Raw genomic sequence first — 15930 nt, forward strand, 5'->3', positions numbered from 1 at the left:
CCGCTTCCGATCCGGCTCGGACGGCTCATGCGGGACGCTCCCCCGACAGGTCCCGCTCGGAGGGAAGCAGCGAGGACCCGATGTCGTTTTCATCCAGGCAACGCTCGATGTCCTGGAGGGCCCCCAACAGGGAGACCCGGGGCTCGGAGGCGACGCGTTGGGGGCGGCGTTCCAGAAGGTACATGATCCGGTTGTGCAGCGACCACAGCAGCAGGACGAAGGGAAGCGCCCTGGGCCGGTACTCCCGCCAGGACTCGGCGTGCTCCTCCTCGTGGGGCATGAGCTGCCCCAGTTTCCTCCTGACGTTGTCCACCAGCGCCAGCCAGTCCTTGACCCGCCCGGGGTACGCCGAGCCGCGCGTGGCGGACTCCTGCGTCTTCACGCCAACCTGGGTGCGGTACTCCCGGATGAAGTCGTGGTAGCTCAGCAGGGCCGTCCTGAAGCGCTCGGGCGGCCAGGGCTCCTTCTTCGCGGTCCTCATCCCGCAGAGCCGGTCGGCGAGGATTCCCGCCACGCCGCCGCGAATGTCCCCGTCCAGGTCGGCCTTCTTCTCGCAGATCAGGGCGATGGACCGCTCGATCAGGTCGAGGGGCATCTCCAGGGTGGCATTGACGAAGTACGCCAGCACCGTCAGGTCGAAGGAGTCCACCTGGGCGGCGTCGAGGGGAACGTCGATCTTGAAGCGGCGGTTGTGTGACCGCAGGCTCTCGGCGCGCCGAACCGGGGGAGGGGGTGACGGAGCCTGCAGACCCTTCGGGCCTCCCAGGAGCTTCAGCCCTTGCAGCGTGAGGACGGCCCCGCTCTCGCCGTCCGACCGCCCGTCCGCCGTCACCTCCTCGCGGTACTCCACCCGCAGGGTGAGCAGCGCCGCCGCCTCGCCCTGGCCCAGCGTGATCGCCTCCGTCCCGCCGTGGGCGTCCCTCCAGAGGGCCACCGTGCGGTTCGGCGGGAACCCCGGGGCCCGGGACCGCTCGGCCATGCCGAGGGAGGTGACCGTCAGGACGGAGGTGCCCGGATCGTCGGCGAAGACGCTCACGTACCGCGCCGACCAGCGCTCGGCCAGTTGCGGCCCGTCCATCAGCAGCGCCACCATCAGGGTGGGTCCCACCCCGCGAATGACGTCGGAAACAGGCTCAATCTGCGCCAAGTCCTCGCAGATGAGCGGGCAGAGGGTCAGCCAACTGTTCGGGGTGAACAGGGTCAGGTGGCGCCCGGGGAGGTGGATGTCCTCCCACCAGAGCGTGGAGCCGTCGAGGACGGAGGCGAGGTTGTACTGCTTGATCTGGCGGGCGTCCAGGAGCCAGCGGTGATGTTTCGACTGGACCTGCCGGTACCAGCGCCCGAAGAAGTAGCCCGCCACATGCACTTCGTTCCTGTGCTCCCCGCGCACCCCGGCGATGACCGTCGGCACGTAGGCGTCGGCGAAATGGGTCGCCAGCTCCTCCTGGAGGGTGAGCAACTCCCCCAGGGTCAGCGCCAGCTCCGGAAACACCACCAGATGGACCCGCCGGACTTCCGCCAGCGCCTTCTCCACCAACGAGATCAGGAGCGTGGGATTGAAGGGCGTGCCGGGCTCGTACCCGAAGTGGCCGAACTTGGGGTGCAGGTGCCTCGCGCTGACGGTGCGGTCGTGCGCCCTGAAGTCGCAGGGCTCGACCTCGTAGGGCCAGGGCACCACCAGCACGTTGACGGTGTGGCGGTCCCGGCTCACCCACGGGAACGACCGCCACCGCACGTCCACCTCCGTGCGGTGGAAGGTCAGGTGGTGGGAAAACGACCGCAGGGTGAGCCCCCGCTGGGGCGTGCGGTTCTTGGGCAGCACGATGCCGAAGCGCCGGGGAAGGCGCGACAGGTTGCCCGTCGTCTCGAACAGCAGGTTGGCCGCGAGGTTCAGGGCACTTTTTCGGCCGTACCCGGCCCTGAGCGTTCCGAAAATCCGGCTCGCCTCGTCGGCGAGGGCGTGCAGCCGCAGGGTGGACCCGACCAGATGCTCCAGTTCCGCCGCCTGGGGATGAAGCCTGTCGCGTTCATGGCGCGGGTTCTCAAGCAGGACGTCGCTCTGGAGCAGTTCGAGCAGCAGCCCCCTGATCAGCGACACGGTGTCGCCACCTGACGAGTGGGGCGAACCGCCGTCTACGGGTGACGCCCTGAGACACAGCCAGTCTCCCCATTCGTGCGCTTCCTTCCAGAGCTGCCGCAGCTTCTTGGGGTCCCCGTAGTACGGGACCAGCGCGCCCCCGGATTTGGCGTCGCTGGCCTGAGGCGGGCCGACGTACTGCACGCCGTACCGGTAGTACCCGGTCGTGCCGAGAACCATCGAGGTCAGCGCGAAGACGTCCGGCGGCCAGCTCAGCCACCACTCCGCGTCACCCGGTGTTCCCAATTCCGAGACGATGTTTTTGACGGTAAACGCCGCCCGATGTTCACGTTGCCCGTACGACGAGGACTCCACGGTTTGGACTCTCCTCTGGTCATCTCCAGCACACGGGTGATCGCCACGCTTTTCTTGGGTCCTGCGAAGTGTGAGAAAGTATAACAAATTACGGTGACGTGGAGGTGACCCGTCTGGGGCAAGTCGGGCTTCCGACGCCACCGCTCCGAGCACGCTTTTCGCCGAGCGCCGTATCCCGCAACAGGCCTCTCAACCCTCGTGCTCGTTTCCCAGCGTCCTGAGCGGAGCACCGCTGGCCCAGCGGGGGTGAAGTACCCACCCCACACCCAGCAAAAGCCCCGCACCGGTCGGGCGCGGGGCAGCGACACATCCGGCTCGGTGTCAGACGCCTAAGTACGCCCGGATGATGTCGGGGTCGCCCATCAGCTCCCGGCTCGGTCCCTCCTTCACGAGGCGCCCGAGTTCGAGGACGTAGGTGCGGTCGGTGACCTTGAGGACCTGCCGCACGTTCTGCTCGACGAGGAGGACCGTCAGGCCGAGTTCGCGCAGCGAGCCGATCACGCGCATGACCTCGGACACGACGAGGGGGGCCAGACCCAGGCTCGGCTCGTCCATCAGCAGGACCTCGGGCTCGCTCATCAGGGCGCGGCCGATGGCAACCATCTGCTGCTCGCCCCCCGAGAGGGCGGCGGCGGGCGTGAGGCATTTTTCGGTCAGGCGCGGGAAGAAGTCGTAGACCTTCTGGAGGTTGGCCGCCCGGTTCGCCCGCGTGCGCGGGAGGTAGGCGCCCATCAGCAGGTTTTCCTCCACCGTCATCTGCCCGAAGAGTTGCCGCCCCATCGGCACGTGCGCCACGCCGAGGTCGGTGATCCGGTGGGGCGGCACCCCGTTGAGGTTGTGGCCCCGGTAGGTGGCCGTGCCCGCCCTGGCCCGCAGCATCCCCGACAGCACGCGCAGGATGGTGCTCTTGCCGCTGCCGTTGCCGCCCACCAGGCCGACGAGTTCGCCCTTGTCCACGTGCAGGCCGACCCCGAAGACGACCTGCACCTCGCCGTAGGCGACCTCCAGCCCCTCGGCGCTGAGCACGCGGTCACGGACGGGGGCGGGGACGGGCGCGGGCTGAACGCTAGTCATGGTCGTCTCCCAGGTACGCCCGCACCACGTCGGGGTGGGTAGCGACGGCCTGGGGGTGCCCCTCCGCCAGGAGTTCCCCGAAGGCCATGCAGATCACGTGGTCGGACAGCGACATGATCACGTGCATGATGTGCTCGACCATCACGACGCCGAGCCCGCCCTGCGCGAGCGTGCGGATCAGGGCCACCATCTCCTGCTGGGCGGGCGGGTTGAGGCCCGCGATGCTCTCGTCGAGAAAGAGCATCCGGGGCTCCAGCGCGAGCGCCTTGGCGAGTTCGAGGCGGCGGCGCCGGGCGAGGTTGAGCTGCGAGGCGGGCTGGGTCGCCCGGTCGGCGAGGCCCACCCGCTCCAGGACGGAATAGGCGCGGTCCTCCGCCACCCGCCCCCGGTGGCGCAGGAAGGCCGCCACGAGGACGTTTTCGAGCACGCTGAGGTCCTCGAAGGGCCGCTCGACCTGGAAGGTGCGGGCCATGCCCATCTTTGCCCGGGCCTGCGGCTGGACGTGGGTCACGTCGCGCCCGGCGAAGGTGACCCGCCCCGCGCTGGGGCGCACGAAGCCGGTCAGGGCGTTGAAGAGGGTAGTCTTCCCCGCCCCGTTCGGCCCGATCAGCCCCAGGATCTCGCCGGGCCGCACCGCGAGGCTGATGTTTTTCACCGCCGTCACGCCGCCGAAGCGCACGGTGACGCCCTCGGCGGTCAGGAGGGGCGCGGCGGCGGGGGCCGGATGCGGGATGAGGTCGGGGACCGTGGCCGTCATCGCGCCGTCCCCAGCTTGCGCCCGCCCCTGCGAAACAGGCCCAGGACGCCGTTCGGGGCGAAGAGCGTGACGGCGAGGATCAGCACCCCGTAGATCAGCAGGTTGGCGCTGGCGAACACGGTGCGGAAGACCTCCCCGAAGGTGGCGAGCAAGAGCGCCCCGATCACCGGCCCCTGGATGCTCGCCCGCCCGCCGATGATCGCCATCAGGGCGATCTGCACGGAGACGGGCAGTTCGAGCAGGGTGTGCGGCTCGAAGGCCTGCAGGTAGACCGCGTACAGGCTCCCGCCCAGCGCCGTGAGGGCGGCGCTGAGCATGAACGCCACGAGCTTCATCCGCGCCGGGTCGATCCCGAGCGCCCGCGCCCCGTCCTCGTCCTCGCGCACGGCCTGGAGGGCGTACCCCAGCCGCGAGCGCCGCAGGAGGTGGGTGACGAGCAGGGTGAGGGCCACGAAGGCGAGGGCGAGGCCGTACTCCACCCGGCGGTCGAAGAGGTCGAGCCCGAAGAGGGTGGGCAGCTCGGGCATGAACAGGCCCTCGGACCCGCCGGTAAATTCCTCGTTGATGGCGACGAGCCGCAGCACGAGCGCGACCGCGATGGAGGACAGCACGAAGTAGCTCCCCCGCAGCCGGAAGGTCAGCGCCCCCCACACGGCGGCGAGCAGGACGGCGAGGCCCATGCCGATCAGCGCACCCCACCACGGGGCGACCGGCCCGCCGAGGAAGGCTGGGACCCGCTCGGGCGTGGCGAGCAGCGTCATCGTGTACGCCCCCACCCCGACGAAGGCGGCGTGCCCGAGGCTGAGCTGACCGGCCCAGCCGCCGAGAATATTCCAGCTCATCGCCAGGCCCGCGAAGACCAGGGTCGAGACGCCGAAGTTCAGCGCCTTGCCGAACACGAAGGGGTAGAGCAGCATGACGGCGAGGAGGGCGAGGCTGAGCCACACGTTGCCGAAGGTCAGCGCCCGGGGCCGGGCGGCGGGCAGGGGGGCGGTGACCGTCATACGCGCTTCACCGTCCGTCCGAACAGCCCCTCGGGGCGCAGCAGCAGCACGAGCAGGAAGGCGACCAGCCCGTAGGCGTCGCGGTAGTTGTTGCTGATGTAAAAGGCTCCCAGCGACTCCACCACCCCGAGCACCAGCCCGCCCGCGATGGCGCCGGGCAGATTGCCCAGCCCGCCGAGGACGGTCACGATAAAGGCCTTCGTCGTGTAGTTCTCGCCCACGGTGGGAAAGGCGTAGAGCAGCGGCATCAGCAGCACGCCCGCGATGGCGGCGAAGGCCACCCCCAGCCCGAAGACGATGGCCTGGATGTTGGTGGTCTTGACCCCCTGCAACTCCGCCCCGAGCGGGTTCTGGGCCGTGGCGCGGATGGCGCGGCCCAGCTCGGTGCGGTAGAGCAGCAGGTTGAGCCCCGCGATGGCGAGCGCCGTCCCCAGCCCCGCGATGAGGAGGGGAATACTGACCTGCACGCCGCCGAGCTGGAAGGTGTTCGTGGCGTAGGGGACGTTGATGTTCTGCGGCTGCGCCCCGAAGGTCAGCAGCAGCGTGTTGCTGACGATCAGGCCGATGCCCAGGGTGGCGAGCATACTCCCCTCGCTCAGCCGGTCACCCAGCCGCGCCAGGACGAACCGCTGGATCACGAACCCCAGCGCGAAGCCCACGGGCGCGGCGACGAGCAGGCTGAGGTAGGGATCGAGGTTGAAGGCACGGAACAGCGCCAGCGTGATGAACATGCCGATGGCGAGAAAGTCGCCGTGCGCGAAGTTGATCACCCGCATCACCCCGAAGATCAGACTGAGGCCGGTGCCGATCAGCGCGTAGAGCCCCCCGGTGAGGAGGCCCTGCGCGAGCGTTTGCAGGAGTGCCGTGACGGCGGCTTGATCCATGTGGGCTCCAGGAGGAGGGGAGGCGAAAAAGAGGGAGGCCGACCCCCTCTTCTCCTTGCTATCGCGGCTTCGGGAACACGACCTTCCCGCGCGCCGCCGTCGCCGGGGCCACCGTGACGAACTGGCCCTTCTGAATCTGGGTGACGAGGCCGACCACGCTGTTCTGGTTCTGGTAGCCGCCGTAGGTGCGGAAGGAAACGGGGCCGAAGGCGGTGTTCAGTTTCGTCTGCGCCAGGGCCGCCCGCACCCCTTCCGGGTCGGTGCCCCCCCGCCGGATCGCGTCGGCGGCGGCGAGCATGGCGGCGTAGCTCTGAGCGGCGTGTTGAGAGGGCTCCTCGCCGTTCAGGGCCTTTTTGAGCCGGGTGTAGAGGTTCTGGGCGCCCGGGTACTTCACGTCCGGGTTCCAGACCATCGTGACGAGGTAGTTCTCGGCCGCCGCGCCCGCGCCCCTCAGGAACTCCGGCAGGGCGAAGCCGGTGGCGATGCCCGCGATCACCCTGGGGGCGAGGCCGACCTCCTTCACCTGCTTGGCGAGGGCCACGGCGTCCTCCTCGTAGGAGGCGAAGATCACCACGTCGGGATTCTGGGATTTATAGCGGTTCAGCAGCGGCCGGAAGTCGGCCAGCCCCTTGTCGTAGGTGTCCTGGGAGAGCACGGTGAAGCCGCCGCCGGGCAGGAGCTTCTTCGCGTCGCTGAGCACGCTCTTGCCGAAGGCGTCGTTGCTCGTCAGGATCACGGCCGTCCTCATGCCGCCCATCTTCCGGAGCTGCTCGATCAGGCTGCGGGTGTAGATGCTCGACTGGTTGTTGACCCGGAAGGTGTAGGCGTTGCCGGGCTTGGTGATCGTCTCGTCCACGGCCGTCGCCACGAGCAGGGGAACCTTGACCCGCGCCATGTACTGCGACAGGGGCTTGGTGATGCCCGAGGAATACGCGCCGATCACCACGGGCACGCCCGCGTTCACCAGCCGCTCAGCGGCGTTGAGCGCCTTGTTGGTGTCGCTGGCGTCGTCTTCGAGGAGGAGTTCGAGTTTCGAGCCGTTCACCCCACCCCTGGCGTTGATCTCGTCGAGGGCGACCTGAAAGCCCGCCCGCTGCATCTGCCCGAAGGTGGCGAAGCGTCCCGAGAGGCTGGTGACGGCCCCGACCTTGACCGTGCTCTGGGCCGAAGCGGCGGTCAGGGTGGCGAGGGCGACGAGGAGACTGGCGGTTTGGACTGCTCGCATGGGGACTCCTGGGGGAGGCTGGAGCGTTTGGAAGTGTCGCGGGGCGGCCGACCCACCCGCCCTCCCTTTACCGCTCGAACTTGATCTTGCGGGGCACGACCGTCTTGGGATACACGGGCACGAACGCCCCGCCCTGCACCTGCTGGGCGACCATCGCCAGCGGGTTCTGGTTGCGGAAGCCCTCGTAGTCCTTGAACTGGATCGGGCCGAAGGCGGTCTGCATGGTCAGGCCGTTGAGGGCCGCCTTCACCTTCTCGCGGTCGGTGCCCCCGGCGCGGCGGATCGCCTCGGCGGCGACGAGGACGCCCGCGTAGGCCTGGGCGGCGTGGTAGCTCGGGTCCTGACCGCCCAGCGCCTTTTTGAGTTCCACGTTGAGCTTCTGGGTGCCCGCGTAGCGCAGTTGCGGAATCCAGGCGGTCGCGGTGACGACACTCTCGGCGGCGCTCCCGGCGTCCTTCACGAACTCGGGCAGCGCGAAGCCCGCCGCGCCCCCGGCGAAGAGACGGGGCTTCACGCCGACCTCGCGGGCCTGGCGCATCAGGGCGACGGAGTCCTCGGCGTAGGAGACCATCAGGATGCCGTCGGGATTCTTGGCCTTGATGCGGTTGAGGACCGGGCGGAAGTCGGTGAGGCCCTTGTCGTACCGCTGGTCCTCAACGATGGTGATGCCGTAGCTTTTTGCGAGGTCCTGGGCGGCGTCGGCCACGCTCTTCTCGAAGGCGCCCGTCCCCGCGATGACCGCCATCGTCTTGAACTTGTTGTCACGGAAGATGTTGAGGATGACGCGGGCGTACTCGGTGGCGGGCTGGTTGAGGCGGAAGACGTAGTCGTTGCCGGGCTTGGTGATGTCGTCGCCGCTGCTCGTGACCACCAGGACGGGCACCTTCTGGCGGGCGAGGTACTGGGCCTGCGCCTTGACGAGGCTCGACGAGTACTCGTTGATCACGAGGGGCACGCCCGCGTTGACCAGCCGCTCGGCGGCGGCGAGGCCCTTGTTCACGTCCGAGGCGTTGTCCTCGATCACGAGTTCAACCTTGCGCCCGAGGATGCCGCCCTTGCGGTTGACCTCCTCGACGCCGACCTTGAAGCCCGCAAGCTGCATCTTGCCGAACTCGGCGAAGCGGCCCGTGACTGACGTGATCGCGCCGATCTTGATGGTGCCGCCGCCCTGGGCCTGGGCGGCACCGAGCAGGGTGAGGCTGAGGGTGAAGAGGGTCATTTTCCGCATGGGAACTCCTTGGGGAGAGAGTGTGTTCAGGAATGGGCGTGGTGGGTGCGGACAGCCTGCGCGACCCGGGTGAGGTGGGCCCGCATGGCGGCCTCGGCGCCGGGGCCGTCGCGCTGGCGCAGGGCGTGCTCGACGGCGCGGTGTTCCTCGTGGCTCCGGCGCAGGTGGTCGGGGTGATCGAGGAGGAGGGGCCCGGCCAGGCGCATCTCGCGGGCGAGGAGTTCGGCGTGGCGGGCCAGCCGACCGTTGCCGCAGGTCTGCACGATGATTCTGTGGAAGCGGGCGTCGAGATCCCGGAAACCCCGGGGGTCCGCCACCGCCGCCGCGCCCTGGGCGTCGAGCACCCCACGTAGAGCGGCGAGGTCGGTCCCCGTCATCCGCCCCGCCGCGAGGCAGGCCGCCAGTCCCTCGACCGCCGCGCGCAGGTCGTACAGTTCGAGCAGCCCCGGCACATCGAGCCGCGTGACCTCCACCCCCCGGCGCGAGTGCTCGACCGCCAGCCCCTCCCCCACCAGCAGCAGCACCGCCTCCCGCACAGGCGAGCGACTCACCCCGAGTTGCCGCGCGAGTTCGGGCACGCTCAGCCGGGTGCCCGGCGCGAGGTCCCCCGAGAGGATCGCGGCGCGCAGCCGCTCCCGCACGGCGTCCACGACCCGCGCGCTGGCGATGGGTTGAAGCAGCAGAGAAGGCACCTCCTCTCGCCGGGAGACCCGGCAGACGGTGGATGAAAAACTTGAGGAACGAATGAAGTGTTACATGTAACAGGCGGGCGCGCAAGGGGTGGGGGCCGGTTTCTTCCGCCTCGCCGACGATCCCCGGCTCTTGCGGGGTTGGTCCCGCTCACGTGGGGGGAGGGAAACGGAGAGGAGCCCCCCCTCGCGCCTCTGCCTCTCCCCTCCGAACCAGATTGATGACGCTCACGCCCAGGAGGCGCACGCCCTGGCCCGCCAGCAGGTCCGGGGTGAGGAGGCTCGCGGCGACCTCCGCAATCTCCCCAGCCTCGCCCAGGTGGCGGTCGACCGTCCTGCGGCGCGTGACCGGGGTCCAGTCCTCGTACCGCAGCTTCAGGACGACCGTGCGGCCCACGTAGCCGCGCTTGGAGAGGCGCGCCGCGACCTCCGCCGTAACGACCGGCAGTTCCGCCAGCAGCGCCCCCCGCGTCGTCCGGTCCTCGTCGAAGGTGTGTTCGACCCCGATGGACTGCGCCTCGCGGTGGGCCTCGACGGGCCGCTCGTCCACCCCACGCGCGAGGTCGTACAACCGGGGCGCGAGCTTGCCGCCTCCCAGCAGGGCCTGGAGGTCGGGGAGGGACCGGGCGCGCAACTCCGCCCCCGTCCCGATACCGCCCGCCCGCAGCTTCCCCGCGATCACTGGGCCGACCCCGTGGAACTCCTCGACGGGCAGGGCGGCGAGCAGGGCGTCCACCTCCCCGGGGCGGATGACCGTCAGCCCGGCGGGTTTGTGCATCCCGCTGGCGAGCTTGGCGAGGAACTTGTTCTCGGCGACTCCCGCCGAACAGGTCAGCCCCGTCTCGGCCAGGATGTCCGCCTGGATCAAGTGGGCCTTCTCTTCCGCGTCCGCCAGCGTCCGCCCCTCCCGGGTCACGTCGAGGTAGGCCTCGTCGAGCGCCAGGGGCTCGATCACGTCCGTGTAGCGCGCGAAGACCTCGTGGATTCGGACGGAGACGGCGCGGTACACCTCCATCCGCTGCGGGATGAGGACGAGCCCCGGGCAGCGGCGCAGGGCGAAGTGGACGGGCATGGCGCTCCGCACGCCGTACTTCCTCGCGACGTAGTTGGCGGTCATGACGGCCCCCTTGCGGGCGGTGGCGATCACGGCGACCGGCTCCTCCGTGAGTTCCGGCCGGTCGCGCACCTCGATGGAGGCGTAGAAGGCGTCCATGTCCACGTGCACGATCAGCCGCGTCATGGGGGCAGTGTGGCGCGGCGGGCGGGCCGGGGCGAGTGCGGGGGCTTACAGGTCTCGAGGCGGCACAATGGAGGAGATGACCCAGCCGCCGACCACGCAACCCAGAAACTGGGCCGGGAACTACACCTACCACGCGGCGAGCTGGCACCGCCCGCGAGGCGTGGAGGAGCTTCAGGCCCTCGTCGCCCGCGCGGGCCGGGTGAAGGTGTCGGGCACGCGCCACTCCTTCAACGCCGTGGCGGACACGACCGGGGCGATGCTCTCGTTGGAGCACCTGAACCGGGTCGTGGGTCTGGACACGGAGCGCGCCACGGTGACCGTGGAGGGCGGGGTGCGGTACGGGGAGCTGGGCCGCTTCCTGCACGCGCGGGGGTACGCCCTGCCCAACCTGGCCTCCCTGCCGCACATCTCGGTGGCGGGAGCCTGCGCGACGGCCACGCACGGCTCGGGCAGCCGCCTGGGCACCCTCGCCACGAGCGTCCGCGCCCTCGACGTGGTGACGGCGGACGGGAAGCTCGTCTCCCTCTCCCACGAGCGGCACGGGGAGGCGTTCGGGGGCATGGTCGTGGGGCTGGGCGGCCTCGGCGTCGTCACGGGGCTCACGCTGGAGGTCATTCCCACCTATCAGGTGCGCCAGGACCTGTACGAGGGGCTGACGTTGGAACAGGCCGAGGCCCACCTCGGGGAGATCATGTCGGCGGCGGGCAGCGTGAGCCTTTTCACCGATTGGGCGAGCGGACGCTTCCATCAGGTCTGGCTCAAGCGGCGGGTGGCGGAGGGGGACTCCCACGAACCCGGGCCCGAGTGGTTCGGCGCGACACTCGCCCCGGAGGACCGCCACCCCATCCCGGGTATTCCGGCGGTGAACTGCACGCCGCAGATGGGGGTGCCGGGGCCCTGGCACGAGCGGCTGCCGCACTTCCGGCTGGAGTACACGCCCAGCAGCGGCGAGGAACTCCAGAGCGAATATTTCGTGCCCCGCGAGCACGGTCCCGCCGCCCTGCGCGCCCTCCACGAGATCGGCGACCGTCTCGCCCCGCTCCTCCAGGTCTCCGAGGTCCGCACCGTCGCGGCGGACGAGTTGTGGATGAGCCCCTGTTTTGGGCAGGACTCCGTCGCCGTCCACTTCACCTGGCGCCCGGACGAGCGGGCGGTGAGGGACCTGCTGCCGACCCTCGAAGCCCGGCTCGCGCCGTTCGGCGTCCGCCCGCACTGGGGCAAGGTCTTCACCCTGTCGCCCGCCGACCTGCGAGCCTCGTACCCGAGGCTGCCCGACTTCCGGGACCTGCTCGCGGCGTACGACCCGCAGGGCAAGTTTCGCAACGCCTTTCTGGAGACGTACATCTTCGGCGAGTGAACGGGAGGCGGCACCCCGCCCCGAACAACCGAATCTGCCTCACCGCTCGGGCACGGGGGGAGGCGCATCATGGGGGCGATTCCACGCCCATCCTCCCTCCCTTTGCTCCCGGAGGTTCCATGCGCCACCTCGTCCTGGCCCTGTTGCTCGCCCTGTTCGCCTCGCTCGCCGCACCCGTGCAACTTCGGGCAGCCGACGGCCTCGTTCTGTACGGCGAGTTCGTCTCCCCCGCCCGGCCCCGGGGGGCGGTGCTCCTCCTGCACGCGGCGGGGCAGAACCTGCACGAGTTTGGCGGGGTCGCTCCCCGGCTCGCGCGGGAGGGGTACGCCTCGCTCGCGCTCGACGGGCGGTTCGGGGGTGAGTACGACGGGCACCGCAACCGCACGGTCGAGGGGCTGGGGGAGCGGATTCTGACCGAGGCGGACGCGCTGGGGGACCTCGACGTGGCGCTCGCCTGGCTGAGGGCGCGTTCCCCCGGGCAGCCGATCTTCGCGCTGGGCAGCGGCCAGGGCGGCGTCCTGCTCTTTCCCCTCGCGGCGCGGCACCCCGACCTCGCGGGGATTCTGGCGTTCAGCCCCCTCCCCGGCGACCTCTTCGAACTGGACGCCCTGGCGGAGGCCCGCCGGGTGCGGGTGCCCGTCTTCGTCACGAGCGGCAACGAGCCCTTCGAGATCGGGGGAGCGCGGGAACTCCTCGCGGCGGTCGGCTCGGCGCGCCGGGCGCAGTATGTCCCCCCGGGCTTCGGCCTGCGCGGGGCGGCGAACCTCGACCCGGCGAAGACGACGGAGGTGGCCGTGACCGAGGGGTACTGGGCGGCGGTGCTCCGCTTCCTGGGGTCACCGTAGGGACAGGGACATTGTTTGCGGGCACCCAGTCCTCACTTAAGTCACCCTGCGGGTAAGAGTTCTGCAAGCGTGGGGCTGTTCATTATTGAACGAGTTCTTCCGGGCGGCTGGAGTTCCAAACGGCGGCCCGGCTCCTCTCTCCCGCGTCTCTCTCCCTTCCCCAGGGGTGGCTATGTCCTCGGCACCGCACGACCTCTCCCTTCTCGGCACCCTTCCGGACACCGCCTTCGCGGCGCTGCTGGACCTCTACGTTCGCCTGACGGGAGCGCGGAGCGCGCTGCTCACGCTGACCGACGGCGAGACCTCCTGGCGGGGCGGCCAGCCACCCTGCCAGGAACCGGGCGACGGGGACCCCGGGGAGGGGACGACGCTCGCCTTCCGGCACGAGGGGCTGAGCGGGACCCTGACGCTCTGGGGAGTGGAGAACTCCCTGCCGGAGCACACGGGGACGGGGCCGCACCCCTTCGTCACCGCCCTGGGGCACGAGTGGGCGCTGTACGCGGGGCAGACGGCGCTGCAACAGGCGCACGACCAGCTCCAGGCGATGGTGCAGGCCGCACCCCTGGCCGTGTACTCTCTGACGCTGGAGGGGCTGGTCAAGCAGTGGAACGCGGCGGCGGCGCAGACCCTGGGGCTGCCGGGCGAGCGGGTGCTCGGGCGTGAGGTCGAGGACGACCGCCTGCGCAGCGCCTTCGCGGCCCTGCGGCGCAGTGTGGCGCGGGGGCAGCACCCCACCCCGCCGCAACACCTGCAACTGGAGCGCCCGGACGGCGGGCAGGTGGACGTGACGCTGACGGCCGCGCCCCTGCCCGGCGGGCTGGTGGGCACGGCGCAGGAGGTCACGCGCGAGGAGGGGCAACGGCACCAGGCCGCGCAGCAGCTCGCCCTGCTGGAATCGGTCCTCGCGCACGCGAACGATTCGGTCCTGATCACCGAGGCCGAGCCCCAGGATTTGCCGGGGCCGCGCATCGTGTACGCGAACGCGGCCTTCACCCGCACGACGGGCTACTCGCTGGAGGAGGTGCTCGGCCAGACGCCCCGCCTCCTGCACGGGCCGCGCACCGACCGCCGGGCGCTCGACAAGATCCGCGAGGCCCTGAAGAAGTGGAAGAGCGTGCAGGTCGAGGTCGTCAACTACCGCAAGGACGGCAGCGAGTTCTGGGTCGAGCTGTCCATCGCGCCCGTCGCCGACGAGACCGGCTGGTACACCCACTGGATTTCGATCCAGCGCGACATCTCCGAGCGCAAGCAGTTCGCCGAGCACCTCGACCGTGAGCGGGCCCGGGTCCTCGAACTCGCCGCGAAGAACGCGCCCCTCTCGCAGGTGCTCGCGCGGCTGGCGGGCACCCTGGAGCGGCAGTTCGAGGGGCGGCGGGCGGCGGTCGTGCTGCCCGGAGAACCGCCCGAGGTCTATACCGTCCACGGGGACGCCGAGCACGAGCGCGAGAGCTGGGGGCGGGTGGCGGCCCGCGCGGCGGAGGAGAGCTTCACCCTGCCTTTCGGCGCGGCCCCGAGGACCTGGCACGTCTGGCGGCACCCGGTTCGGAACGGCGAGGGCGAGGGGCTGGGCACCGTCCTGCTGCTCGGCAAGGACGCCGCGCCCCCCAACGCCGACGAGCGGGCCCAGCTCGACGCGGGCGCGGGGCTCGCCGCCCTGGTGATCGAGCGGTACCGGGCGAACTCGGCGCTGGAGCGGCAGGCCCTGTACGACCCGCTGACCAACCTGCCCAACCGGGTGCTGTTCGAGCGCGAACTCAAACGCACCCTGGCCGAGGCGCAGGCGGCGGGAAGACCCATCGCCGTCGGGCTGATGGACCTCGACCGCTTCAAGCTGATCAACGACACCCTGGGACACAGCGTCGGCGACGCCCTTCTCCAGCAGGTCGCCGCCCGGCTGCGGGGGGCGCTGGGGGGAGGCGACACCCTGGCGCGCATGGGCGGCGACGAGTTCCTGCTCGTGCTGGGGGGAAGCGCCACCCCGCCGGGCATCCAGGCGGCGGCCGAGAGGCTGCTCCACACCTTCACCCAGCCCTTTGGCCTCGCCGGGCACGAGGTCTTCGTGCGGCCCTCCATCGGGTTCACGGTCTTTCCCCACGCGGCGACGGCGGTCGAGCACCTGCTTCAGCAGGCCGATACCGCGATGTACCAGGCCAAGCGCCGGGGCGGCGGCTACGCCGTGTACACCCAGGGGGGCGAGGAGCGCCTGGCGGCGATCACGCTGGAAACCGCGCTCAACCGCGCCCTGGAGCGCCAGGAGTTCGTGCTGCACTACCAGCCGCAGTGGGAGGCGCGCACCGGGAGAATGGTGGGGGTCGAGGCCCTGCTGCGCTGGCAGCACCCCGAACTCGGCCTCGTGCCGCCCGCCGATTTCATTCCCCTCGCCGAGGTGACCGGGCTGATCGTGCCCATCGGGGCGTGGGTGCTGCGGCAGGCCTGCGAGCAGGCCGTGGCGTGGACCTCTTTGGCCCCCGAGTTGCGGATGTCGGTGAACCTCTCCGCCCGGCAGTTTCTGGAGCCCAACCTGATCGAGACGGTGACCTGGGCCCTCCAGACCTCGGGCCTGAGTCCGGAGCGGCTCGAACTCGAACTCACCGAGAGCATGCTGATGCAGGCGCTGGAGGCGCTGGGAACCCTGCACCGCCTCAAGGACCTGGGGGTGCGGGTGGTCGTGGACGACTTCGGCACCGGCTACTCCAACCTCGCCTACCTCAAGCAGTACCCCATCGACGGGCTCAAGATCGACCGCTCCTTCACGGCGGGCGTGGCGAGCGGCCTCCCGGCGGCCGGGCGCGACGAGGCCCTGGTGAAGGCGGTGATGAACCTCGCCGGGGCGCTCGGCCTGGAGGTCACCGTGGAGGGGGTGGAGACCCCCCCGCAGCTCGACTTCCTGCGCGAGCACGCCTGCGACTACGTGCAGGGCTACCTCACGGGACGGCCCCAGGACGCGCGGGCGCTCGGCGCCCTGCTGGAGGGGCGCCGGATCACCTCGGCCCGCTGAGGGCCACCCGGCTCCGAACGGCTCCACCTTTATCCTCGGAGGGGCCCCCGGAGTAAGCCTCCTGTGAGGCGGCCGCGCCTACCTTCACGGGGAAATACGTCCACAGTCCCAGCTTCCGCGCCCGAAAGGAAGGCATGTCCGCAGCCCACGTCTCCCCCGCCCGACCGTTCCGCCCCG

General features: G+C 70.4%; 12 protein-coding genes. 3 read left to right on the forward strand and 9 right to left on the reverse strand.

What is annotated here, in order from left to right; all coding sequences use genetic code 11:
- Window positions 1–25: 25 nt before the first annotated feature.
- The 9 genes from DAETH_RS20300 to dinB all read right to left on the reverse strand — a co-directional run bounded on the left by DAETH_RS20300 (window position 26) and on the right by dinB (window position 10553).
- The gene (locus DAETH_RS20300) at window positions 26–2452 is read right to left on the reverse strand and encodes a hypothetical protein (RefSeq protein WP_264778437.1); all 2427 of its coding nucleotides are present in this window, start codon (window positions 2450–2452) and stop codon (window positions 26–28) included.
- Window positions 2453–2773: 321 nt separating this feature from the next.
- A complete protein-coding gene (locus tag DAETH_RS20305) occupies window positions 2774–3526 on the reverse strand; it encodes an ABC transporter ATP-binding protein (RefSeq protein ID WP_264778438.1) in 753 nt (250 codons plus the stop codon).
- Window positions 3519–4283, reverse strand: coding sequence for an ABC transporter ATP-binding protein (locus DAETH_RS20310; RefSeq protein WP_264778439.1), 765 nt, complete (start codon window positions 4281–4283; stop codon window positions 3519–3521). Before DAETH_RS20310 ends, DAETH_RS20305 begins: the two co-directional genes overlap by 8 nt.
- Complete coding sequence (locus tag DAETH_RS20315; RefSeq protein WP_264778440.1) at window positions 4280–5287, reverse strand: branched-chain amino acid ABC transporter permease; 1008 nt, start codon at window positions 5285–5287, stop codon at window positions 4280–4282. Before DAETH_RS20315 ends, DAETH_RS20310 begins: the two co-directional genes overlap by 4 nt.
- Window positions 5284–6171 (reverse strand): branched-chain amino acid ABC transporter permease, encoded by an 888-nt coding sequence (locus tag DAETH_RS20320; protein WP_264778441.1) that lies wholly within the window; start codon window positions 6169–6171, stop codon window positions 5284–5286. Before DAETH_RS20320 ends, DAETH_RS20315 begins: the two co-directional genes overlap by 4 nt.
- Window positions 6172–6229: 58 nt before the next feature.
- Window positions 6230–7396: an ABC transporter substrate-binding protein gene (locus tag DAETH_RS20325; protein ID WP_264778442.1), complete on the reverse strand. Its 1167-nt coding sequence runs from the start codon at window positions 7394–7396 to the stop codon at window positions 6230–6232.
- A gap of 67 nt (window positions 7397–7463) precedes the next feature.
- Window positions 7464–8624, reverse strand: coding sequence for an ABC transporter substrate-binding protein (locus tag DAETH_RS20330; RefSeq protein WP_264778443.1), 1161 nt, complete (start codon window positions 8622–8624; stop codon window positions 7464–7466).
- A gap of 26 nt (window positions 8625–8650) precedes the next feature.
- The gene (locus tag DAETH_RS20335) at window positions 8651–9316 is read right to left on the reverse strand and encodes a GntR family transcriptional regulator (RefSeq protein WP_264778444.1); all 666 of its coding nucleotides are present in this window, start codon (window positions 9314–9316) and stop codon (window positions 8651–8653) included.
- 148 nt (window positions 9317–9464) lie between these two features.
- Complete coding sequence (gene dinB, locus DAETH_RS20340; RefSeq protein ID WP_264778445.1) at window positions 9465–10553, reverse strand: DNA polymerase IV; 1089 nt, start codon at window positions 10551–10553, stop codon at window positions 9465–9467.
- 76 nt (window positions 10554–10629) lie between these two features.
- On the opposite strand from dinB, the gene DAETH_RS20345 reads away from it, so the two are divergent.
- The 3 genes from DAETH_RS20345 to DAETH_RS20355 all read left to right on the forward strand — a co-directional run bounded on the left by DAETH_RS20345 (window position 10630) and on the right by DAETH_RS20355 (window position 15753).
- Window positions 10630–11910 (forward strand): FAD-binding protein, encoded by a 1281-nt coding sequence (locus DAETH_RS20345; protein WP_264778446.1) that lies wholly within the window; start codon window positions 10630–10632, stop codon window positions 11908–11910.
- 119 nt (window positions 11911–12029) lie between these two features.
- Window positions 12030–12755: an alpha/beta hydrolase gene (locus DAETH_RS20350; protein ID WP_264778447.1), complete on the forward strand. Its 726-nt coding sequence runs from the start codon at window positions 12030–12032 to the stop codon at window positions 12753–12755.
- A 172-nt stretch (window positions 12756–12927) separates the two neighbouring features.
- On the forward strand, window positions 12928–15753 hold the full coding sequence (locus tag DAETH_RS20355; RefSeq protein ID WP_264778448.1) for a sensor domain-containing protein: 2826 nt from the start codon (window positions 12928–12930) through the stop codon (window positions 15751–15753).
- The last annotated feature ends 177 nt before the right edge of the window (window positions 15754–15930 follow it).

The sequence above is a fragment of the Deinococcus aetherius genome (assembly GCF_025997855.1).
GTDB lineage: Bacteria > Deinococcota > Deinococci > Deinococcales > Deinococcaceae > Deinococcus > Deinococcus aetherius.